This is a genomic window from Streptomyces sp. NPDC050997, from assembly GCF_040660135.1.
Taxonomy (GTDB): Bacteria; Actinomycetota; Actinomycetes; order Streptomycetales; family Streptomycetaceae; genus Streptomyces.
On sequence record NZ_JBFAGK010000013.1, the window covers coordinates 114,185 to 133,938 of the forward strand.

Annotated in this window: 19 protein-coding genes and 2 tRNA genes; 16 read left to right on the top strand and 5 right to left on the bottom strand. The window is 70.6% G+C overall.

Annotation, left to right across the window (positions count from 1 at the left end; genetic code table 11):
- Positions 1-89: 89 nt before the first annotated feature.
- The 3 genes from AB0H86_RS27575 (at position 90) to AB0H86_RS27585 (ending at position 2,849) form a co-directional block, all read left to right on the top strand.
- Positions 90-1,136 carry a chorismate-binding protein gene (locus AB0H86_RS27575; protein ID WP_362444184.1) on the top strand — a complete coding sequence of 349 codons (1,047 nt, stop codon included), beginning with the start codon at positions 90-92 and terminating at the stop codon, positions 1,134-1,136.
- On the top strand, positions 1,133-1,954 hold the full coding sequence (locus tag AB0H86_RS27580) for an aminodeoxychorismate lyase (RefSeq protein ID WP_362444187.1): 822 nt from the start codon (positions 1,133-1,135) through the stop codon (positions 1,952-1,954). The genes AB0H86_RS27575 and AB0H86_RS27580 overlap by 4 nt, the downstream gene beginning before the upstream one ends.
- 70 nt (positions 1,955-2,024) lie before the next feature.
- A complete protein-coding gene (locus tag AB0H86_RS27585) occupies positions 2,025-2,849 on the top strand; it encodes a GNAT family N-acetyltransferase (RefSeq protein WP_362444190.1) in 825 nt (274 codons plus the stop codon).
- Between the two features lie 43 nt (positions 2,850-2,892).
- On the opposite strand, the gene AB0H86_RS27590 is transcribed toward AB0H86_RS27585, so the two are convergent.
- On the bottom strand, positions 2,893-3,414 hold the full coding sequence (locus tag AB0H86_RS27590) for a DsbA family protein (protein WP_362444193.1): 522 nt from the start codon (positions 3,412-3,414) through the stop codon (positions 2,893-2,895).
- 210 nt (positions 3,415-3,624) lie between these two features.
- Between AB0H86_RS27590 and AB0H86_RS27595 the strand changes: the two genes are divergently transcribed.
- Both AB0H86_RS27595 and AB0H86_RS27600 read left to right on the top strand, forming a co-directional pair.
- A complete protein-coding gene (locus tag AB0H86_RS27595; protein ID WP_362444196.1) occupies positions 3,625-4,074 on the top strand; it encodes a hypothetical protein in 450 nt (149 codons plus the stop codon).
- A 176-nt stretch (positions 4,075-4,250) separates the two neighbouring features.
- Positions 4,251-4,403, top strand: coding sequence for a hypothetical protein (locus AB0H86_RS27600; RefSeq protein WP_020138043.1), 153 nt, complete (start codon positions 4,251-4,253; stop codon positions 4,401-4,403).
- 118 nt (positions 4,404-4,521) lie between these two features.
- Here AB0H86_RS27600 and AB0H86_RS27605 read toward each other — a convergent pair whose 3' ends face one another.
- Positions 4,522-5,082 (bottom strand): CGNR zinc finger domain-containing protein, encoded by a 561-nt coding sequence (locus AB0H86_RS27605; RefSeq protein WP_362444199.1) that lies wholly within the window; start codon positions 5,080-5,082, stop codon positions 4,522-4,524.
- 289 nt (positions 5,083-5,371) lie between these two features.
- Complete coding sequence (locus AB0H86_RS27610) at positions 5,372-5,785, bottom strand: SsgA family sporulation/cell division regulator (RefSeq protein ID WP_004002642.1); 414 nt, start codon at positions 5,783-5,785, stop codon at positions 5,372-5,374.
- A gap of 191 nt (positions 5,786-5,976) precedes the next feature.
- Here AB0H86_RS27610 and AB0H86_RS27615 point away from each other — a divergent pair, with 191 nt between their 5' ends.
- From AB0H86_RS27615 to AB0H86_RS27645, 7 genes are all read left to right on the top strand, one after another.
- Entirely contained in the window at positions 5,977-6,444 is a 468-nt protein-coding gene (locus AB0H86_RS27615) for a TIGR02611 family protein (protein WP_362444202.1), read from the top strand.
- Positions 6,445-6,522: 78 nt separating this feature from the next.
- Positions 6,523-6,594: transfer RNA gene (locus AB0H86_RS27620), tRNA-Val, on the top strand.
- A 524-nt stretch (positions 6,595-7,118) separates the two neighbouring features.
- On the top strand, positions 7,119-8,408 hold the full coding sequence (locus AB0H86_RS27625) for an extracellular solute-binding protein (protein WP_362444205.1): 1,290 nt from the start codon (positions 7,119-7,121) through the stop codon (positions 8,406-8,408).
- A complete protein-coding gene (locus AB0H86_RS27630) occupies positions 8,408-9,406 on the top strand; it encodes a sugar ABC transporter permease (protein WP_362444208.1) in 999 nt (332 codons plus the stop codon). The genes AB0H86_RS27625 and AB0H86_RS27630 overlap by 1 nt, the downstream gene beginning before the upstream one ends.
- Positions 9,406-10,338: a carbohydrate ABC transporter permease gene (locus AB0H86_RS27635; RefSeq protein WP_362444211.1), complete on the top strand. Its 933-nt coding sequence runs from the start codon at positions 9,406-9,408 to the stop codon at positions 10,336-10,338. The genes AB0H86_RS27630 and AB0H86_RS27635 overlap by 1 nt, the downstream gene beginning before the upstream one ends.
- A 6-nt stretch (positions 10,339-10,344) precedes the next feature.
- Positions 10,345-10,944, top strand: a complete 600-nt coding sequence (locus AB0H86_RS27640; protein ID WP_362444214.1) for a hypothetical protein — start codon at positions 10,345-10,347, stop codon at positions 10,942-10,944.
- Positions 10,945-11,043: 99 nt separating this feature from the next.
- A complete protein-coding gene (locus tag AB0H86_RS27645) occupies positions 11,044-13,779 on the top strand; it encodes a Tat pathway signal sequence domain protein (protein ID WP_362444217.1) in 2,736 nt (911 codons plus the stop codon).
- A gap of 6 nt (positions 13,780-13,785) precedes the next feature.
- Here AB0H86_RS27645 and AB0H86_RS27650 read toward each other — a convergent pair whose 3' ends face one another.
- Complete coding sequence (locus tag AB0H86_RS27650; RefSeq protein ID WP_362444220.1) at positions 13,786-16,269, bottom strand: hypothetical protein; 2,484 nt, start codon at positions 16,267-16,269, stop codon at positions 13,786-13,788.
- Between the two features lie 102 nt (positions 16,270-16,371).
- Between AB0H86_RS27650 and AB0H86_RS27655 the strand changes: the two genes are divergently transcribed.
- Both AB0H86_RS27655 and AB0H86_RS27660 read left to right on the top strand, forming a co-directional pair.
- Positions 16,372-16,818, top strand: coding sequence for an SRPBCC family protein (locus AB0H86_RS27655; protein WP_362444223.1), 447 nt, complete (start codon positions 16,372-16,374; stop codon positions 16,816-16,818).
- A gap of 39 nt (positions 16,819-16,857) precedes the next feature.
- Positions 16,858-16,929, top strand: a tRNA-Val gene (locus tag AB0H86_RS27660).
- Between the two features lie 39 nt (positions 16,930-16,968).
- On the opposite strand, the gene AB0H86_RS27665 is transcribed toward AB0H86_RS27660, so the two are convergent.
- Positions 16,969-17,694 carry a 3'-5' exonuclease gene (locus AB0H86_RS27665; protein ID WP_362444224.1) on the bottom strand — a complete coding sequence of 242 codons (726 nt, stop codon included), beginning with the start codon at positions 17,692-17,694 and terminating at the stop codon, positions 16,969-16,971.
- A 192-nt stretch (positions 17,695-17,886) separates the two neighbouring features.
- Between AB0H86_RS27665 and AB0H86_RS27670 the strand changes: the two genes are divergently transcribed.
- The gene (locus AB0H86_RS27670) at positions 17,887-18,453 is read left to right on the top strand and encodes a DUF4365 domain-containing protein (RefSeq protein WP_362444226.1); all 567 of its coding nucleotides are present in this window, start codon (positions 17,887-17,889) and stop codon (positions 18,451-18,453) included.
- A complete protein-coding gene (locus tag AB0H86_RS27675; protein ID WP_362444229.1) occupies positions 18,450-19,703 on the top strand; it encodes a hypothetical protein in 1,254 nt (417 codons plus the stop codon). Before AB0H86_RS27670 ends, AB0H86_RS27675 begins: the two co-directional genes overlap by 4 nt.
- Positions 19,704-19,754: the final 51 nt, after the last annotated feature.

Sequence of the window (19,754 nt, forward strand, 5' to 3'; positions counted from 1 at the left end):
CTGGCCTGCGTCTACGGGAACACATGGTCAGGGCACCCGTGGAGACATGGCCGGGCAGCCTGTGAGACACCCGCCATAGACTCGACTGCGTGCTCGACCTCGCTCCTCTCGCCCGTTTCGGCGGCCGTGTCGCCACCGGTCTCCTCGATGTCACCAGCGATCCCGCGGCCCTGGACTCCACCGGCTTCTGGGCGGTCGCGGCCGACTTCGAGGGCCGTTTGACCTGCGCGCGCTTCCGCGACGTACGACACGAACCGGTCCCGGCACCCGTGCCCGGCGCCTGGCACGGCCCCGCGAGCGACGCCTGGACGTCCTCCCTCGACCGCGCCGCCTACACCGCCGGCGTTCGCCGCATCCGGGAGCACATCACGGCCGGTGAGGTCTACCAGGCCAACCTGTGCCGCGTCCTGTCCGCACCCGTCGCCCCCGACGCCGATGTCGACGCGCTGACCGCACTGCTGGCACGCGGCAACCCGGCGCCGTACGCAGGAACGATCCGCTTGCCCGCCCACGGCGTGGAGACAGCCACCGCGTCCCCCGAACTCTTCCTGCGTCGCAACGGCCGGGTGGTCGAGTCGGGTCCGATCAAGGGCACCGGGCGTACCGAGGCGGACCTGCTGGACAAGGACTACGCCGAGAACGTGATGATCGTCGATCTGGTCCGCAACGACCTGGGCCGGGTGTGCGCCACCGGCAGCGTGAGCGTGCCCGACCTGTGTGTCGTGGAGAAGCACCCCGGGCTGGTCCACCTGGTGTCGACGGTGCGTGGCGAGCTGAGCGCCGACGTCGGCTGGCCGGAACTGCTGGCGGCGTCCTTCCCGCCCGGCTCGGTCACCGGGGCGCCCAAGTCGAGCGCGATGCGGATCATAGAGACACTGGAGACCAGGACCCGCGGCCCCTACTGCGGCGGGATCGGCTGGGTGGACGCCGATCGGGGTACCGGTGAGCTGGCCGTCGGTATCCGCACCTTCTGGATCGACCGCGCCGACGGCGTGCTGCGCTTCGGTACCGGCGCCGGCATCACCTGGGGTTCCGACCCCGAGGCCGAATGGCGGGAGACCGAACTCAAGGCCTCCCGGCTCCTCGCGGTAGCGTCGGGAGAGTACGAGGCAAGTGGAGAGGGAGCGACGACGTGAGGATCTGGCTCGACGGCGGGCTGCAGGACATCGAGTCCGCCCGTGTCTCCGCCCTCGACCACGGGCTGACCGTGGGCGACGGCATCTTCGAGACCGTGAAGGCGCTCGACGGGAAGCCGTTCGCGCTCACCCGTCACCTCGAGCGGCTGACCCGCTCCGCGCGCGGCCTCGGCCTGCCGGATCCCGACCTCGACGAGGTCCGCCGCGCCTGTGCCGCCGTCCTGGAGGCCAACCCGGCACCGCTCGGCCGGCTCCGCATCACCTACACCGGCGGCCGCGGCCCACTCGGCTCCGATCGCGGCGAGCACGGCCCGACCCTCCTGGTCGCCCTCGGGGAGTCCGCCCGCCGCCCCGACTCGACGGCCGTGATCACCGTCCCCTGGACCCGCAACGAACGCGGCGCGCTCGCCGGGCTCAAGACGACGTCGTACGCGGAGAACGTCGTCGCCCTGGCCCGGGCTCGCGAGAACGGTGCCTCCGAGGCGCTCTTCGGCAACACCGTCGGGCAGCTCTGCGAGGGCACCGGGTCGAACGTCTTCGTCGTCCTCGACGGCGAGATCCACACCCCTCCGCTCGCCTCCGGCTGTCTCGCGGGCATCACCCGAGCCCTGGCCGTCGAGTGGACCGGGGCCAAGGAGACGGACCTGCCGCTGGACGTCCTGGACAGGGCGGACGAGGTCTTTCTGACCTCCACATTGCGGGACGTCCAGGCCGTGCACCGGGTGGACGGGCGCGAACTGCCGGGCGCGCCGGGCCCGGTGACCGCCAAGGCCATGCGCGTCTTCGACGAGCGATCCGGGCACGACCAGGACCCGTAAGGGCCGGACGGCGGCAAGAGCCCGGGAAAATAAGCTGACTCGGGTGTTCGTGGCGGGTAGAACTCCCTTGATGACCACGACTCTGCGGCCGATCGAGCCGCTTCAGCACGCGGCCGACGGGACGCGTTCACGCCGCTTCCAGGTGTGTGTGAACAGCCGTCCCGTCGGGCGGATAGACCTCGACACCTCCTCTTCCTTCGGGAGCGAGGTGGCCCGGATCCGAAAGCTGCATATCGAGGAGCCGGACCGGCGGCGTGGCCGGGGCACGGTGGCCGCGCTCGCCGCCGAGGAGATCGCGCGCGGCTGGGGCTGCGGACGGATCGAGGTGGCGGTGCCCGCCGAGGCCGAGGCGGCGCTGCGGGCCGCGACCGCGCTCGGGTATGTGCCGCGAGCCCGCGCGATGGGGAAGGCGCTCGGCGCCACCCCGCCGAACCTGCCCGCCGGAAGCAGCAGCCGCCCCATGACGCCGGCGGAGTTCGGCGGATGGCAGGACCACGAAATGGAGGCCTACGCGCAGAGCTGGATCTCGCGGGGAGTGCCCGAGGCCGAGGCACGCGCCAAGGCCGAGAAGGACCACGCCACCTTCCTGCCCGACGGCTCGGGCACCGAGGGCATGACCCTGAGCGTCCTGGAACACGAGGGGACCCGGGTCGGCACGCTGTGGGTGGGCACGCGCGACGGCCAGGCCTTCGTCTACGACGTCGAGACCGACGAGGCGCACCGGGGCCATGGCCACGGCCGGTCGCTGATGCTCCTCGCGGAGGCGCAGGCCGTCGCGGGCGGCCGGACCGGTATCCGCCTGAACGTCTTCGCCGGCAACGCCCCGGCCGAGCGGCTCTACGAGTCACTCGGCTACGAGACGATCACCCATCACCTGTACAAAGAACTGCTCTGATCGGCCAAGAACCGCTCTGATCGGCCAAGAACCGCTCTGAGGCTCACGCGCCCTCGGCCAGCAGCCGGTCCGCGATCTCCTCGACGCGCTCGCGCAGCCCTTCCTGGCTCTTGCCGCCGTCCAGGCGCTCGCCGCCGATGACATAGGTGGGGGTGCCGGTGACCCCGATCGCCTTGCCCTCCGCCTGGTCGGCGTCCACGATCAGGATGTGCCGTCCGTCGATCAGCGCGGTGTCGAACTCCTCGGCGTCCAGGCCGAGTTCACGTGCGACCTCGACCAGGAAGCGTTCCCCCTGACGGTCCAGTTCCTCGACCCGGCCGAGCACCGCTTCGACGTACGGCCAGCCCTGTCCCTGCTCCGCGGCCTCCTCGGCGGCCTGGGCGGCGGCGAAGGCGTGCTTGTGCTTCTCCAGCGGGAAGTGCCGCAGCCGCAGTTCCAGCCGGTCGCCGTAGCGGGCGCGCAGGGTCCGGAGGTCCTCCAGGGCGCTGCGGCAGTCCGGGCACTGGAGTTCGCACCAGACGTCGAGAACGGGGGCGGCGGGGCCGGCGGGGGAGGAGTCGCTCATGGCCACAGTCTCCCAGCCCGACTCCCGACGACCGAATCGGACCTCGGCCGCCGCCTTCGGGCGAACGACTCCTACCGGCACCTGCGGAGGAGCCGATCCCGGAGATGTCCCTGATGTCCGGCCGGAGCATGGCCGGGCGGGGTGCGGCGGGTGCAGGATGGAAGGGACGAAAGCGGGCGCTGCCCGCCCGAAGCCTGCTTGGAGGACCGGATGATTGCCGAGACCGTCTGTTCCGCCGTCTCCGCGGCCGGCCTGGGCATCGCGGTGGTCACGGCGTACCGCAAGCGTTTTCTCGCGGCCACCCGCATCGCGGCGTACTCCCTCGTGCCCATCGGCCTGGTGATGACCGGTGTCGTCGAGTGGCTGGCGGACACCGCGTTCAGTCCGACGGCCTGGGCGGGCTTCGGTGTGCTCGGTGTCTCCTGGCTGCTGTTCGCGACCACTCGCTCGGTGGAGCGCCGCCGGGGCGGCACCCGCAAGGAGCGCAGGGCGGCGGCCAAGGAGGCGGCCGGGCGCGAGGCGGTGGCCCCGACGGCCTCGGCGCCCTCCCTGGGCCCGGCCACCCGTCCGGCGGCCCAGCCCGCGAACCGGCCGCGCCGGGAGTCCGCGTCGGAGGACTTCAGCGACATCGAGGCCATCCTGAAGAAGCACGGCATATGAACGCCGCGCCCTCAGGCATATGACGTTCGCACGCGCGCTGAAACGTCACAGAGAGGTCTCGCACGTCCGGAAGTGATCACGACCCGAACCGGACATCACGGAATACAGCGAACTCCCGCTCATTACGGGCGTGTTGATCGCGCGGTGCCTGCCGACTACGTCATAGTCGCCGCGAGATGCTGGACACGACACAGAGCGATGCCGCGCCGCCGCAGGACGAGCCGCGCGGATGCCTCTTCGCCCTTTCCCAGCCACCGCTGATGATCTTCCTTGCGGTGATCGGGTGTCTGCTGCTCATGGCTGCGCTGCACGATCTGCTGCTGCTCTGAGCCGTACCCGCGGTTCCCGGCGTCACCCGTCGGGAACCGCGTCGACACCGTCGTGTCGTGTCGCGTCGTATCACGTCGCGTCGTCCAGGGCCGTCTCTGGCCGTCGTGCCGTCCGGGGTCAGCCCGCCGCTTCCTTGCGGCGCGCCCGGTAGGCGGCCACATGCAGCCGGTTTCCGCAGGTGCGGCTGTCGCAGTAGCGCCGCGAGCGGTTCCGGGAGAGGTCCACGAAGGCGCGTCGGCAGTCGGGTGCCTCGCAGCGGCGCAGCCGCTCCTGCTCGCCGGCCACCACGAAGAACGCCAGCGCCATCCCGCAGTCCGCCGCCAGGTGGTCGGCGACGGAGGCGCCGGGCGCGAAGTAGTGCACATGCCAGTCGTAGCCGTCGTGGTCCGTGAGGCGTGGGGTGGTGCCCGCCCCGGCGACCAGCTCGTTGATCAGGCTGGCGGCGGCCCGGGCGTCCGGAGCGGCGAAGACCGATGCGAATCGGCCGCGGATCCTGCGTACCGCGGAGAGATCGAACTCGGAGAGCACCCCGACATCGCTGATGTCGTGGTTTCCTACGAAATCCGCCAGGGCCGGGACATCCCGAAGGCCGTCCGGTGTCGTGTCGTCCTCCGGCGCTGTGTTGACCAGATCCACCACGGTGTCGAGGGCGCACCGGGTGTCGTGGGTGATCAGCACGTTTTGCTCCCTGGCCTGGGGGTCGGGCGCTCGCCCGCCGATGCTGACCGATGGTAACGGCTCACACGGAGAGTGACTATCTTCCCTTTTCCGGCGCCGGCCGATCGCCGGTGCCGACGGACTGCCACCGGGGCCCTGGGGCCCGGGCGCCCCGGGACGCGGACGCACGCACACCGGCGCCGCCCCGCGAGGATCCGCGGTGACGGCGCCGGGGCCTGCCCTATGCGGTTGTTTTCGCCCGAGCCGTCTCCCCGAGTGGACGGCGCCGGGCGGCTCTGTGCGTTCTCGCCTAGCTCTCCGCCAGGATGTGCGAGAGCTCCTGATCGAGATCGAAGTGCCGGTGTTCCGTGCCGGGCGGCACGGCGGCGTCGGTGCGCTTCAGGAAGGACTCCAGGGCCCGCGCCGGGGCCTCCAGCAGGGCTTCGCCCTCCGGAGAGCTCAGAGCGATGCAGACGACGCCCTGGCCGTGACTGCGTGACGGCCAGACGCGGACGTCGCCGGTTCCGGTGGGCCGGTGGAGGCCCTCCGCGAGAAGGTCGCGGGCGAACACCCACTCGACGGTTTCCTCGGCTCCGGTGTGGAAGGTGGCGTGCACGGCGTAGGGGTCGGCCGTGTCGTACCGCAGGCCTGCGGGGACAGGCAGGGAGGACTCGCTCGACACAACGAGGCGCAGGTGCAGCTCGCAGCTGACCGTGGTGTTCATAAGCGCCAGGGCCTTTCGCTCAGTGTGCGCTCGGGGATTCGCACGTCGGCGAAATCGACATGCCACCTACGGTGCCGTTGTAAACCCCTCTGGGTGTTTTGCGTGCCTTTACGTAACTCTTCCGGCCGATCGCCAGTTCGCACGGTACGACCATTCCGGTGACAGGTTTCCGTCCGGTAGGGTTTGGCCGTATGAATACGGGGAGTGACGAGCCGGGCGAGGTTGCCGTGGCCGGGGACGAGACGAAGGCGGACGGGGCGAAATCGGACGGGGCGACGAGCGAGCAGGGGCTCGGCTCCAAGGCGCCCGAATTCGTCAAGGCGCGCCGCATGCTGCACCTGAGCTGGCAGGTCGGGATCTTCATCCTCGGGCTCGCGGTCGTGGTCCTCGGCGTCATCATGCTGCCGTTGCCCGGACCGGGCTGGGTGGTGATCTTCGGCGGCATGGCGATCTGGGCGACCGAGTTCGTCTGGGCCCAGCTGGTGCTTCGCTGGACCAAGCGCAAGGTCACCGAGGCGGCCCACCGGGCGCTGGATCCCGCGGTGCGCCGACGCAACATCATCCTGACGTCGATCGGCCTGGTGATCATCGGCGCCCTGGTCGGCGTGTACCTGTGGAAGTTCGGCTTCGAGATGCCCTGGAAGATCAAGGACCAGTGATCCGCGAGGGGGGTCCTCGGGCCGGCTCGTGCGAGTCACCCGCGCCCCCTGACATGGGGTAATGTTCTCCCTGCGCCCGGGCGATTAGCTCAGTGGGAGAGCGCTTCGTTCACACCGAAGAGGTCACTGGTTCGAACCCAGTATCGCCCACCTGGGTACGACGGCCCGTCTGCGACAGAGCAGGCGGGCCGTCGTCGTTCGTGCGCCGGGCTGTGGCAGAGCGGACGGCCCGTCGTGGTTCGCGTGCCCGTCGTCCGCGTGCCCGTCGTCCGTGCGCCCGTCGAGCGAGGGCCACCGCACCCCGAGCCGGTCCCGCGGTCCGGACGGATTCCGCGGTCCGGGCGAGTTCGCGCCTTGAGCGAGTTACGCGGTCCGGGCGAGAGTGCCGCACCCCGGGCAAGACTCGCGGCCATGGGTGAGTTCCAGCCCATCAACATCCATACACCGGCGGTCAGTTCGCGTTCGGCCCGTCGATCGCGCGCGCCTCACCTGCGGCATCGTCGCCCTTCGTGTCGGATGCGGGGTCAGCAAGGCGTCAACTCGCCGTGCCGGGCCGCGAGAAATTCCTGTCCGAATCATTGACGCACTCCGAGGCCCTCCGTAGCTTGTGCCAGCAAGCGCTTACTTGAAACGATTCATGCAGGCGGCAACGACGCTGCGGGGAGGGCCCGACTGTGGGAACCAGCAGGAGTGTTGAGAGGCGAACGATCCTCAAGGCCGCGGGGGCCACGGCGGCCACGCTGGGCCTGGCCGCGACCACGGGGTGCGGGGGAGACAGCGGGACGTCCGCGGACGGGACGGTGACGATCCGTTACGCATGGTGGGGTGCCGACGACCGAGCCCAGCGCATCAACAAGACCATCGCGCTCTTCGAGAAGAAGTACCCGAAGATCAAGGTGAAAACGGACTTCCAGCCTTATCTCGACTTCTGGAAGAAGTTCAACACCCAGGCCTCCGGTGGCAATCCGCCGGACGTTTTCCAGAACGCCATCGGATTTCTTCGGAAATACGACGCCAAGAACGTGCTGCTCGATCTCAGTACGCAGGTGAAGTCGGGCAACCTCTCCATGGACGGCTTCCGGGCCGGTCTGGACAAGTTCGGAGAGGTCGACGGCAAGCTGCTCGGCGTTCCCGTCGGTTCGAACTCGATGGCCCTGGTGATCGACAAGCCCGTCTACACCAAGGCGGGGGTGAAGCCGGAGCAGGGCTGGACCTGGGACGACTTCGACGCGGCGATGAAGAGGATCCGGGACAAGTCCGGGCGCGCCGGCGACAGCGGGATGTACGGCGTCATGTACCTGTACGACCTCTACCTGCGCCAGAACGGCAAGGCGTTCTTCACCGAGGAAGGGCTCGGCTTCACCGAGGCCGATCTTACGGACTGGTGGACGAAGGCCAAGAAGGGCGTCGAGGAGGGCGAGTTCGCCGACCCCAAGAAGGTCGCCCAGGTCAAGCCCAAGTCGGCGGTCGCCGCGGAACTCGCCGGCGGGGAGTTCACCTGGGACAACTTTACCGTCCGCTACACCTCCGAGGGCAAGAGCGAATACGGTCTGGCGCCCATCCCGACCACGGACGGCAAGAAGACCGGCCAGTATCTCGGCTCCCTCATGCTCAGCGCCTCCAAGAGAACCCAGCACCCGAAGGAAGTCGCCCAGTTCATCGACTTCATGGTGCACGACCCCGAGGTCGCCAAGATCATGGGATACGACCGGGGTGTGCCCGCGACGCAGGCCCAGTACGACGCGTTCAAGCCGACCGACGAGGTCAACAAGTCGATCGCCGCCTACGAGGAGTCCCTGGTCGCGTCGGGTGTGCTGGAGCCCATCACCCCGCACCCGAACGGCGCCGACATCTGCGAGAGCGCCTTCCTGCGCATCGCAGAGGAACTCGGGTTGGGCACGCGCTCGGTGGACGAGGCCGTCAAGCAGTTCTTCACCGAGTCGAAGACGGCTCTCTCCGCCTGATGGGAACCACCGTGACACACGCCCCTGCGATGGAGGGCCTGTCCAAGGACTCCGAGCCGCGGCACGGTCCGGTGAACTCCGCGCGCCCTGCCGCACTCAAGCGGCGGGGCCGCCGGGAGAACCTGGCCGGCTATCTCTTCATGTCCCCGTGGATCGCCGGGTTCCTGCTGCTGACAGCGGGCCCGATGGTCGCCTCGCTCTACTTCGCGTTCACCGACTACAACCTGTTCGACGCGCCGAAGTGGATCGGGCTCGACAACTTCTCCGAGATGTTCGGCGATCCTCGCTGGCGCCACTCGGTGAAGGTGACGCTCTGGTATGTCGTCGTCGGTACGCCGCTCAAGTTGCTGCTCGCCCTCGGAGTGGCGCTGCTGCTCGCACAGAAGCGGCGCGGACAGGCCTTCTACCGGGCGGCCTTCTACGCGCCCTCGCTGATCGGGGCGAGTGTCTCGGTGGCGATCGTCTGGAAGGCGATCTTCTCGGACGACGCGATCGTCGACCGTACGCAGAAGATCTTCGGGATCGATGTCGGCGGCTGGACCGGCGACCCGGAGATGATCATCTACAGCCTGGTGGCGCTCACCGTCTGGCAGTTCGGCGCCCCCATGGTCATCTTCCTGGCCGGTCTCAAGCAGGTCCCGCGCGAGCTGTACGAGGCGGCCGAGGTCGACGGGGCGGGCAAGCTGCGGCGGTTCTGGAACATCACGCTGCCGATGATCTCCCCGGTCCTCTTCTTCAACGTCCTGCTGGAGACGATCCACTCCTTCCAGATCTTCAGCTCGGCGTACATCGTCGGCGGCGGCGCGGGGGGCAACGCCTGCGGTCCCGCGGACGGCTCGATGGTCTACACCTGCTACCTCTACGTCCAGGGCTTCGAGAACAGCCGGATGGGTCTGGCCTCCGCCATGGCCTGGATGCTGCTCGTCGCGGTCGCCCTGGTGACGGCGGTGCTGTTCTGGTCCCAGAAGCGCTGGGTGCACTACGAGGAAGGCGCCTGATGAGCTCCCCCAATCTCTCGACTTCGCTCGACCCGGGGGCACCCCCATCGGCCACCGGCATCGCGCCGGCCCCGTCCACCAGGGCGGGGGCCCTGCGGCGCAGGCTTCCCGGCTCCCTCGCCTGGCACTTCGGGTCCCTCGCCATCCTCGCGGTGATCCTCTACCCGGTGACCTGGGTCATCGGCGGCTCCCTGAAGAAGAGCGAGGACATCGTCGGCAGCCTGGACCTCTTCCCGGGCTCCCCGACCACCGCGAACTACTCACGGCTGACCGAGGGCATCGCGGACATCTCGATCTCCACGTTCTTCCTCAACTCGCTGACCCTCGCGATCGGTTCCGTGGTCGGGATCCTGCTGTCCTGCTCGCTGACCGCGTACGCCTTCGCGAAGATCAGGTTCGCGGGCCGCAATCTGCTGTTCACGCTGATGATCGGCACGCTCCTGTTGCCCTACCACGTGCTGCTGATCCCGCAGTACGTGCTGTTCCGCAACATGAACATGATCAACAGCTTCACCCCGCTGCTGCTCGGGAAGTACCTGGCCACGGAGGCGTTCTTCGTCTTCCTGATGATGCAGTTCATGCGCAATCTGCCCAAGGAACTGGACGAGGCGGCCCGCCTCGACGGCTGCGGGCACCTGCGCATCTACTGGTCGATCGTGCTGCCGCTGTGCCGGCCGGCCCTGATCACCAGCGCGATCTTCACCTTCATCAACTCCTGGAACGACTTCATGGGGCCGTTGATCTACCTCAACGAGCCCGACAAGTACACCGTCTCCCTCGGTCTGAAGATGTTCGTGGACCAGGAGGGCGTGGCCGACTACGGCGGCATGATCGCCATGTCACTGGTCGCGCTGCTGCCGGTGCTGGCGTTCTTCCTCGCCTTCCAGCGCTATCTGATCGACGGCATGGCGACCTCCGGGCTGAAGGGCTGAGCAGGCATGGCCGAGGCGCACGTCAAGGCAAAGGCCCCGCGCGGGGAGTCCGTCCTCGCCGAGCGGTTCGCCGTGTTCGCCGAGTGTCTGCTCACCGGAGTGTGGATCGCGGTGGCCTGCCTGGGGGTGGTCACCTACCCGGCCGCTTTCGCCGCCGGGGCGCGGCACCTGCGCCGCCGTACCGCCCATGGGGTCGGCGGGTGGCGGGAGTTCGTCGCCGACTTCCGGGCCGCGGTGCGCGGCGGATGGGTCGCCGGGCTGGCCGGCTGGGCGGCGGCCGCCGCGGTCTGGGTGGACGTCCAGGCCGCGCGGGCCGGGATTCCCGGCGGGCCGCTCGTCGGGGCCGTCGGTGTCCTCGCGCTGATCGGGCTCGCCGTGGCCGGGCTGCGCGCGGCCGCGCTCTGGACGCCGGGTGCGGCGTGGCGGGTTCTGCTGGCGGGGGCGGGTCGCCGTACCGTGCTCGACCCCGCCGGATCCTTCCTGCTCGTCGCCGGGCTGGCGGTCGTGGTGTGTTCGGCCTGGTTCATCGCCCCGCTGGCGGTCCCCGTCCTGGGGGCCGTGGCGGCGGCCGCCGTCGCCGTGGAGGAGCGCTACCGGCACCGCTGACGGGCGGTGCCCTCTCATCAGGTCGGCGCCCAGGGCGCCGTACCTCTCTCTGTCATGCCCCTGACTACTCCCTCGCATCCCGCACGGAAAGGAAAGGTCATGTCCCCCATTCCCCGCAGGTCCCTCCTCAAGGCGGCCGCCGTGGCCGGCGCCGCCGCCCAGTTCAGCTGGGCCCTAGGAGCGAAGGACGCGCAGGCCGCGCCGAGAGCGGCGGGCGCCGACGACGACCCGGTGACCCTCGACTGGCTGGAGGACGGCGGCCTGGGCGCCGCACCCGGCTCCACCGTCGGCGTCCCCTGGCCGAAGGGCGTGTACCAGCAGGACCAGAAGTTCGCGGTGACCGACGCGGACGGCAAGGCCGTGCCCGTGCAGTCCTGGCCGATCGCCTACTGGCCGGACGGCTCGCTCAAGTGGACAGCGCACGCGCTGAGTTCCGGCACCGGCAAGCTCACCCTCGACGCCGGTGTCCCATCCACTCCGAGCAAGAAGGTCACCGTCGACAGGAGCGGCGGCACGATCACGGTCTCCACCGGGGTCATCACCGCGAAGATCGGCAAGTCCGGTGCCACGCTGATCAAGTCGGTCACCCGTGGCTCGACGGAGATCGCCAAGAACGGCCGGCTCGTCCTGATCCGGCAGCCCGAGATCGAGGACGAGGACCAGGGCTCGGTGAAGACCGAGCGCTTCGAGGGGGCCATCGCGTCGGTCACCGTCGAGCAGGACGGCCCGGTCCGCGCGGTCGTCCGCATCGACGGCAAGCACCGCAAGGGCGACCGGAGTTGGCTGCCGTTCTCGATCCGCCTCTACTTCTACGCGGGCGCCGACTCCTTCCGCATGGTGCACACCATCACCTTCGACGGCACGCAGGAGCCGGGCAAGGCGAGCGGTGACTTCATCCGCGGTCTCGGCGTGCGCTTCACCGTGCCGATGCGCGACCAGTCGTACGACCGTCACATCCGCATCGGCGGCGACGGCACCGGACTGCTGCGCGAGGCCGTCAAGGGCATCACCGGACTGCGCCGCGACCCCGGCGCCGCCGTCCAGGCGGCCCAGTACGCGGGCGAGAAGCTGCCCGACCCCGCCACCTGGGACCAGCGGGTCACCACGCGGCTCCAGTACATCCCCGAGTGGGGCGACTACACCCTCTCCCAGCTCTCCGCCGACGGCTTCACCCTGCGCAAGCGCACCAAGAAGGGGCACGGCTGGATCGGCGCCGGCGGTGGCAAGCGGGCCTCCGGCTTCGGGTACGTCGGCGGTGCGAGCGGCGGGTTCTCGTTCGGCCTGCGGGACTTCTGGGAGAAGTTCCCCGCGCAGCTCGACATCCGCGACGCGCAGACCGACGAGGCCGAGGTCACCCTCTGGCTCTGGTCGCCCGAGGCGCAGCCCATGGACCTGCGCTTCTACCACGACGGCATGGACCAGGACACGTACGCCGAGCAGCTCGAAGGCCTCAACATCACCTACGAGGACTACGAGCCCGAGTTCGGCACGCCCTACGGCATCGCCCGCACCTCCGAACTCCTCTTCTGGGCCAACGAGTCCACGCCGACCGCCGAGACACTCGCCGAACAGGTCGAGGCCGTAAGGGTGTTGCCGCAGCTGGCCGCCCCGCCCAAGCAGCTGATCAAGGCCAAGGTCTTCGGCCCGGGACTGTACTCCGAGCCGGACCGCTCGACGCCCGCCAAGGCGAAGATCGAGGACCATCTCGACTTCCTCTTCACCTACTACAAGGACCAGGTGCGGCAACGCCGTTGGTACGGCTTCTGGGACTACGGCGACATCATGCACACCTACGACACGGTCCGGCACCAGTGGCGGTACGACATCGGCGGCTACGCCTGGGACAACTCGGAGCTGTCGCCCGACCTGTGGCTCTGGTTCGCGTACATCCGCTCCGGGCGGTCGGACATCTTCCGGTTCGCCGAGGCGATGACCCGGCACACCGGTGAGGTCGACGTGTACCACCTGGGCGAGTGGGCCGGCCTCGGCACCCGGCACGGCGTGCAGCACTACGCCGACAGCGCCAAGCAGCAACGGATCGCCAACACCACCTACCGGCGCTACTACTACTTCCTCACCGCCGACGAACGCGTCGGCGACCTCATGCACGCCAACGTCGACTCCGACGAGACGTTCCTCGTCCTCGACCCCATCCGCAAGATCCGCACCGAGCCGTACACGCCCGACCGGCACGCCCTGTCGATCGGCTTCGGCACGGACTGGAGCGGTCTGGTGTCCGCCTGGCTGACCGAGTGGGAGCGCAAGGGCCCCAAGTGGGAGAAGGCCAAGGCGCGCGTGCTGTCGACGATGGAGACCATCGCCGCCCAACCCAACGGCTTCGTGCAGGGCAGTGGCCTGTACGACCTGGACACGGGCAAGTTCGCGATCGCCTCGGCACCGGTCGTCAGCGTCTCGCACCTGTCCGCCGTCTTCGGCCTCAACGAACTGTGCGCCGAACTCATCGACCTCGTCGACATGCCGAAGTTCAACGAGGCCTACTTCGACTACTGCCGCTTCTTCAACGCCACCAAGGCGGAACAGGCCGCACGCTACGGCACCAACTTCGGCTCGTTGCTGCTGTTCCAGGGCCACTCGCGACTCGACGCGTACACCGCCGTCCGGACCGGTGACGCGCAGCTCGCCAAGCGGGCGTGGGAGAAGTTCTACGACTCCGACGGCTACAAGGAGTCGGCGCCCTGGAAGACGGAGGAGCTGAGCGGCCCGGCCGCGCTGGTGCCGGGCAGCGAGGCCACGTGGGTGGCCACGAACGACACCGCGCTCTACGGCCTCGCCGCCATCGAGAACCTGGCACTGCTGGGCGACAAGATGCCCTAGCCGGCCCTAGCTCATCCTCCCCAGCACCTCCCGCACCCGTCGGACGTCCCGGATGCGCTGCTCGTATGTCGCCCCGAGTGCGAGCAGCAGCAGGCCGGCGAGGGCGGGGGGTACCCAGCGGGGGAGCAGCCCGGTCACCTGCACGAGGTACGGGGCGAGCTCGTGCAGGGCGACCAGGGCGAGTACCGAGCCGCCGAGCACGAGCGGTGCCTGGAGATGGTGCCGGGCGCCCAGCAGGGTGATCAGCAGAGCCACCGCGCCGAGCAGCAGGGGGCGCGTCCAGGATACGTCGCCCCAGGCCGCGACCAGGCTCGGGAGTAGAGTGGCGGCGAGTCCGGGGCCGTACGCCGTCCAGGACGAGGCCCGCGGATCGCGGTGCCGGCGCAGCGCGCCCACGAGCAGCGCGGGGACGGTGACCGGGAGCGTGTACGCCTCGGGGGTCCCGACGTCCCAGGAGGCCAGGCGGACCCAGGTGGCGAGCACGAAGAGGGCGGTGGCCGCGTAACCGAGGGGGCGACGGTCCGGTCGTACGGCCGTGCCTGCCGTGATCACTGCGCACAGGGCCAGGACCAGGGCGAGCAGGGGCAGTTCGGTGCGGGCGAGGGCCACGGCGAGCAGCCCGGTGGCGGCGCCCGCCACCTCGACCGGAACGGTCGCCGGGGAGCCGCCGAGTCGCGCCGCGAGCAGCGCGGCGACCGCGGGCACCGCGAGGACCAGCAGGGCGGTGTGCGCCGGCGTCCAGTGCGCGGCGGCGCCGGTCGCGCAGGCCAGTGCGGCGGCGTACGCGAGGGCGGCCGGCGCGGTGACCGGGGCGAGGCGAGGTAGCCAGGAGGCGGCCGCGAACAGCGCGGTCAGGGCGGCCAGCACGACCAGCGTCGCGGTCTGCGTGGCGAGGGAGAGGAAGGCGAGGTCGAGCGAGGCGACCAGGGTGAGGAGGGTGGCGGTGATCCGAGCGGAAGCGGGCTGTACAGGCGAGTCCGTGGCAGGTGACGGTGTCCCTTCGGGCGCGGTCGAGGGCGGGCCGCTCGCCGCCGTGTCCTGCCGCAGCGGTGTCGCCCGGTGTACGGATCCCGCCGCCGCGAGGGTCGCGGCGACCGTGCACCCAAGGACCGACAGGCCTGCCACGTAAGGAAGTTCGAGGACCGCCGGAAGGGTCGCGGCCGTGGCCCAGAGCAACCCCAGCGCACCGGCCAGGGCCCGTGGCCGCCAGGTCGTGTCCCGGACCACCAGGACCAGCACGCCCGCCACGGCCAGGAGGACGACGGGGACCGTCACCGCGTGCGGCGGCCAGGGCACGTCGACGGACGCCGCGGCCCGGGCGTCCGAGGGAGCGCCGGTCCACGTGTGGGCCACCCGGCCGACCGGCCCCAACAGCGTGACGGCGAGGACGGGCAGCGTCCACAGCACGGCGAGTGCCTGTACGGCGCCGGAGGCCCAGACGAAGCCGTGCCGCACCGCGTCCGGCAGTCGCCCGGACCGCATCACGGCCAACAGGGCGATCCCGCACGCCAGATGGGCCGGCACCGTCCACGCCTCGGGCAGCGCGGGGCGCAGCACACCGCCGAACGCGCCGACCATGAGCAGCCCCGAGGTGACGGTGAGACCGACGGTCCGCTTCGCGCTCTGGCTCCACCAGGCCGCGCCCAGCGCGATCGCGGCCGCGAGGAGGAGGAGCGCCGCCGCACGGGCGACGGCGCTCGGGCCGGTGGCGGTCCAGGACAGCCAACCGGCGGCCAACACCCCCCAGGCGCCCGAGCCGTACGCGCCGACGGCGGCGACGACCCGCACGGACCGGGAGCTCGTCCGGAGCGCCACCAGGGTGTCGCCCCCGGCCGTCACCAGCAGTGCGGCCGTGATGCCGTACGGACCCGCGTCCGCCGCGATCGCCCAGAGCAGCAGCGGAAGCTGGGCCGCGGCCAGGGCGGTCGGGAGGGGCATGTGCAGTGCCGCCGTGGCCGGCGACAGGCCGTACGCGGCCCACACTCCCGCCAGTACGGCCGACGCGATCGCCGCGTACCCGGTGCCGTCGGTTCCCGCGAGGGCGGCCTCGTGCAGGGCGTAGGCGTCCAGAACCGTCAGCGCGAGCCCTAGGCCCGCCACCGACTCGGCCGTCGAGCGCAGCCCCCGCCTCAGCAGCACCGCCGGCACGGCGAGCGCGGCCAGCGTGACGGTGCCCAGCACCAGGGCCCGACCGGCGATCCCCAGATGCCCCCAGCTGACCAGGGTGAACACCATCGCCGCGATGGTGAGCAGGACACCGCCGAGCAGGAGGAGAAGGTTCTGCACGCCGGGTGCGGAGGTCTCCGGACGGGGTGGGGTCGCCGATGTCGGCGTCCCCTGGGCCTTGGCCTGGGCCTGGGCCTGCGGCTTCTGCAGGATGGCTACCAGCCAGGCGCGACGTGACAGCAACTGGGCCCGGCGGGCGTCCAGTTGCCACAGCTCGGTGTCGAGGAGCCGCAGCTCCTCGGCGGGTGGCGGGATGGGCGTCATGCCATCGAGTGTGTTGCGCGTCACGTCGTACGGCATGAGTGCGCGTACTCAAGTCGTACTCATATACGCCTCACCGGGCCCGCCCGCGGGCAGGATCCGCTCATGGACTGGACCCGTTACCACTTCCGCAGCCGGTGGTCGCTGCCCGCCGGCCCCGCCGCCGTGTACGACGTACTGGAGCGAGCCGAGGACTATCCCCGCTGGTGGCACCAGGTGCGCGAGGTGAACCGGATCGACGGGGCGACCGGAGTGATCACGATCCGTTCCCTCCTGCCGTACGACATGACCTTCACCGCCCGTGAGGTGCGTCGTGATCAGGCGGCCGGGATCCTGGAGATCGCCATGTCCGGCGACATCGACGGCCGGGCCCGCTGGACGATCAGCGCGGACGGCATGGGCAGTCTGGCCCGCTACGAGCAGGTGGTCGACGTCAACAAGCCGCTGCTCAGGCGGTTCGCCGTACCGGGACGGCCGGTGTTCCGTGCCAACCACTGGCTGATGATGCGGGCCGGGCGGCGTGGTCTGGTCGGCTACCTGGGAACGGTTTGAACGAAACCCGCGGGGACCTGTATTGTTCAGTGCGTTCCCGGGCGATTAGCTCAGTGGGAGAGCGCTTCGTTCACACCGAAGAGGTCACTGGTTCGAACCCAGTATCGCCCACCGGGAAAGGCCGGTCCGCCTGAGGCGGACCGGCCTTCTTCATGCCGCCGCCGGCAGGTCCGGACGCAGCGGCCACGCCGGGTCCACCGTCTCCTCCGTGCCGCTGCGGGCGAACCACGCCTGCAGGCCCCGGGCCTGCGCCGCGTGCCACACCGCCTGGAGCGTGTGCAGTTCGGCCGCGCTCAGCCGCTCCAGCCGCGCCGCGAACCGGCGCCCGACGGCCCGTACGACATCCAGCGCGGCCAGCGCGTCGGCGCCCGCGTCGTGCGCGCCCTCCAGCGAGACGTCGTAGTGCGCGCACAGGTCGGTGAGGGTGCGCCGGCCCTTGCGGTAGCGGTCCAGATGCTTGTCGAGGACCCGGGGGTCGAGCACCAGCAGGGGCGACGACTCGAACCAGCGATCCAGGGACGAGGCCCGGTGCCGGCGCAACTCCCGGTCCAGGATCGTCAGATCGAAGGGCGCGTTCATCACCACCAACGGGCGGCCCACCAGGGCCTGTTCGGCGAGAACCTCCGCTATCTCGTACATCACCGGAGCGGGCCAGCGCCCGTTGCGCTGCAGATGCTCCTCCGTCAGTCCGTGCACCTCCGTGGCCCCGGGCGGCACCGTGACGCCCGGGTTCACCAGCCATCGGGTCACCCGCGGCCGGGTGCCCGGTCCGTCCTGGACGACGACGGCGGCCGACACGATCCGGTCGGTCTCGACGTCCACGCCCGTCGTCTCCGTGTCGAAAGCGGCCAGGGGCCCTTCGTACCAGCAAGCCATACCAACACAACCCCTCGTTCACCCACGGCAGCTGACGCCCCGTCGTCTGCCCCGTTTGGTGATACCCGGGCTGTTTGCGCCGTACGCCGGAAGGACACAACAGGAATACGGGTCCTTGCAGTTCAGCGGCCCGACGCGGGATTCACTCGGCCCAGGTGTGGGCATTTCACTTGTCCGGGAAGGCTGTTGGCCATGGCGATAGCGCAGCCCGAGCGGGGCGGGCTGCTGCCCGAACGTGCGGGACCCCATCGCGGCACCCTCGCCACCACCGCCTGCATGGAGACACTGCAGGTGGGCTACCTGCACGCGGTCTCGGCCGCGGCCGGCTGCTCGTTGTCCCAGCCGTTTCCGGACAACGGCATCGACTGGCACGTCAGTCACAGCGCGCCCGGACACACCGTCGACGACGAGGTCACCATCAAGGTGCAGCTCAAGTGCACGTACCAGATCCCGCCGAACCCCCCGGGCCGCTCCTTCTCGTTCACGCTCGACAACGACCACCTGCGCAAGCTCGCCCGCACCCCGGTCTCGGTGCACAAGATCCTGGTCGTGATGCTCGTCCCGAGATCCCAGGACGACTGGCTGCGCGCCAGTCACGACCGGCTCGACCTCAGGCACTGCTGCTACTGGGTCAACCTCGCCGGACACCCCATCACCGGCCGGACCCGGACCACCGTGCGGATACCGACCTCGCGCATCTTCGACGACCGGGCGCTCTGCGAGATCATGACGCGCGTCGGGACGGGAGGCAGACCATGACGCACCGCCCTGTGGGAGAGCCACTGTGGTCCGTACGAACGCGACCCGTGGACATGGGTGCCCAGGGCGCCCAGGGTGCCGTCGCCTGGAACCGTCCACCCGACCCCGCCGAGGTCGACCCCGCCGTCCTCAGCGCCCTGCTGCGGCGGCACGGCTGGCAGCGGCGCGGGGGAGCGGCCGGACGCTACGGCCGCTGGACCCCGCCCGGACCGGGCGGCGGCGGGACGAGTCTGCTGGTGCCGGAGAGCCGCGCCTTCCCCGACAGCGACGACCTGCTCGGCGAGGCCCTTCTCGCGCTGTCTCGCAGCGGGGTGCCCTCCGCGCGCGAGGTGCTGGTGTCCCTCGCCGTGCCCAGCGACGAGATCCGCTGGTGGCGCGACGCCCCGACCGGCCCGGCCGACGCCGTCCCCTGGACCGTCGAGGAACAGCTGCGTACGGCCGCCCGCCAGATGCTGCTCGCCGGGGCGCTCGCCACGCGCGCGCGTGCGGGCTACTACGGCGCCCGGTACCGGCGCACCGCCGTCGCCTCCCTGGAGAACGTCCTCGTCGGCTCCGCGGCCGAGGGCCGCCGCCTGACCGCGTTCGTGCCCGTCGGCACCGGCCGCCCGCTCGCCGTACGCCTGCACCACGCCCTGTACGCCGCCCGCGAGGCCATCGACTACCAGCGGGCCACCGGCGGCATGGACGCCTTCGACGGCGCGGTGGAGGCGGGCGTCAGCCGCGAGCTCACCGAGTCGCTGATCACCCTCGTGCGCGGTACGGAGGGTGCCCGCGTCGCCGTCGAATGGGCACCGGCGGCCGGTGTCCCCGAGGGGTGCGCGGCACCCGTGGAGGCCGTCGAGTTCTCGCCCGGCGACCTGCCCGTGCTGCGGGAGGCCGGCGCCCGCTATCTGCGCGAGGAGCCCTCGGTGCCGGTGCGGATCACCGGAGCGGTGGTCCGGATGCGCAGGGCGGGACCGCGTGGCGAGGGATCGGTACGGCTGCGGGTGATCGCGGGGGCGGAGGTCCCGCACGTCCGGCTGACGCTGGACGAGGAGTCGTACCGGATCGCCGGCCACGCTCACCTCGTCGGCATGCCGGTGCGGGTGCTCGGGCGGTTGGAGAGCCGGGGCGGCTTCCGGCGGCTCACGGACGCGTCCGAGGTCGTACCGGTGCAGGTGGACGAGGCCGAGCGGGACCGGCTGATGAAGTCCTTGCAGGAGACCGCCGAGATCACCGCCTTCTTCGAGGAGGCCTGCGGCGGGGACTGACTTCGCTAAGGGCGGGCCCGGGTCGGTACGATCGCCTCTTGCGCGTGTCTC

Excerpts from the sequence above, each read along its gene's own strand:
- AB0H86_RS27585 (WP_362444190.1), top strand. The coding sequence starts at position 2,025 with ATGACCACGACTCTGCGGCCGATCGAGCCGCTTCAGCACGCGGCCGAC.
- AB0H86_RS27590 (WP_362444193.1), bottom strand. The coding sequence starts at position 3,414 with ATGAGCGACTCCTCCCCCGCCGGCCCCGCCGCCCCCGTTCTCGACGTC.
- AB0H86_RS27595 (WP_362444196.1), top strand. The coding sequence starts at position 3,625 with ATGATTGCCGAGACCGTCTGTTCCGCCGTCTCCGCGGCCGGCCTGGGC.
- AB0H86_RS27600 (WP_020138043.1), top strand. The coding sequence starts at position 4,251 with ATGCTGGACACGACACAGAGCGATGCCGCGCCGCCGCAGGACGAGCCG.
- AB0H86_RS27610 (WP_004002642.1), bottom strand. The coding sequence starts at position 5,785 with ATGAACACCACGGTCAGCTGCGAGCTGCACCTGCGCCTCGTTGTGTCG.
- AB0H86_RS27615 (WP_362444202.1), top strand. The coding sequence starts at position 5,977 with ATGAATACGGGGAGTGACGAGCCGGGCGAGGTTGCCGTGGCCGGGGAC.
- AB0H86_RS27630 (WP_362444208.1), top strand. The coding sequence starts at position 8,408 with ATGGGAACCACCGTGACACACGCCCCTGCGATGGAGGGCCTGTCCAAG.
- AB0H86_RS27635 (WP_362444211.1), top strand. The coding sequence starts at position 9,406 with ATGAGCTCCCCCAATCTCTCGACTTCGCTCGACCCGGGGGCACCCCCA.
- AB0H86_RS27640 (WP_362444214.1), top strand. The coding sequence starts at position 10,345 with ATGGCCGAGGCGCACGTCAAGGCAAAGGCCCCGCGCGGGGAGTCCGTC.
- AB0H86_RS27645 (WP_362444217.1), top strand. The coding sequence starts at position 11,044 with ATGTCCCCCATTCCCCGCAGGTCCCTCCTCAAGGCGGCCGCCGTGGCC.
- AB0H86_RS27650 (WP_362444220.1), bottom strand. The coding sequence starts at position 16,269 with ATGACGCCCATCCCGCCACCCGCCGAGGAGCTGCGGCTCCTCGACACC.
- AB0H86_RS27655 (WP_362444223.1), top strand. The coding sequence starts at position 16,372 with ATGGACTGGACCCGTTACCACTTCCGCAGCCGGTGGTCGCTGCCCGCC.
- AB0H86_RS27665 (WP_362444224.1), bottom strand. The coding sequence starts at position 17,694 with ATGGCTTGCTGGTACGAAGGGCCCCTGGCCGCTTTCGACACGGAGACG.
- AB0H86_RS27670 (WP_362444226.1), top strand. The coding sequence starts at position 17,887 with ATGGCGATAGCGCAGCCCGAGCGGGGCGGGCTGCTGCCCGAACGTGCG.
- AB0H86_RS27675 (WP_362444229.1), top strand. The coding sequence starts at position 18,450 with ATGACGCACCGCCCTGTGGGAGAGCCACTGTGGTCCGTACGAACGCGA.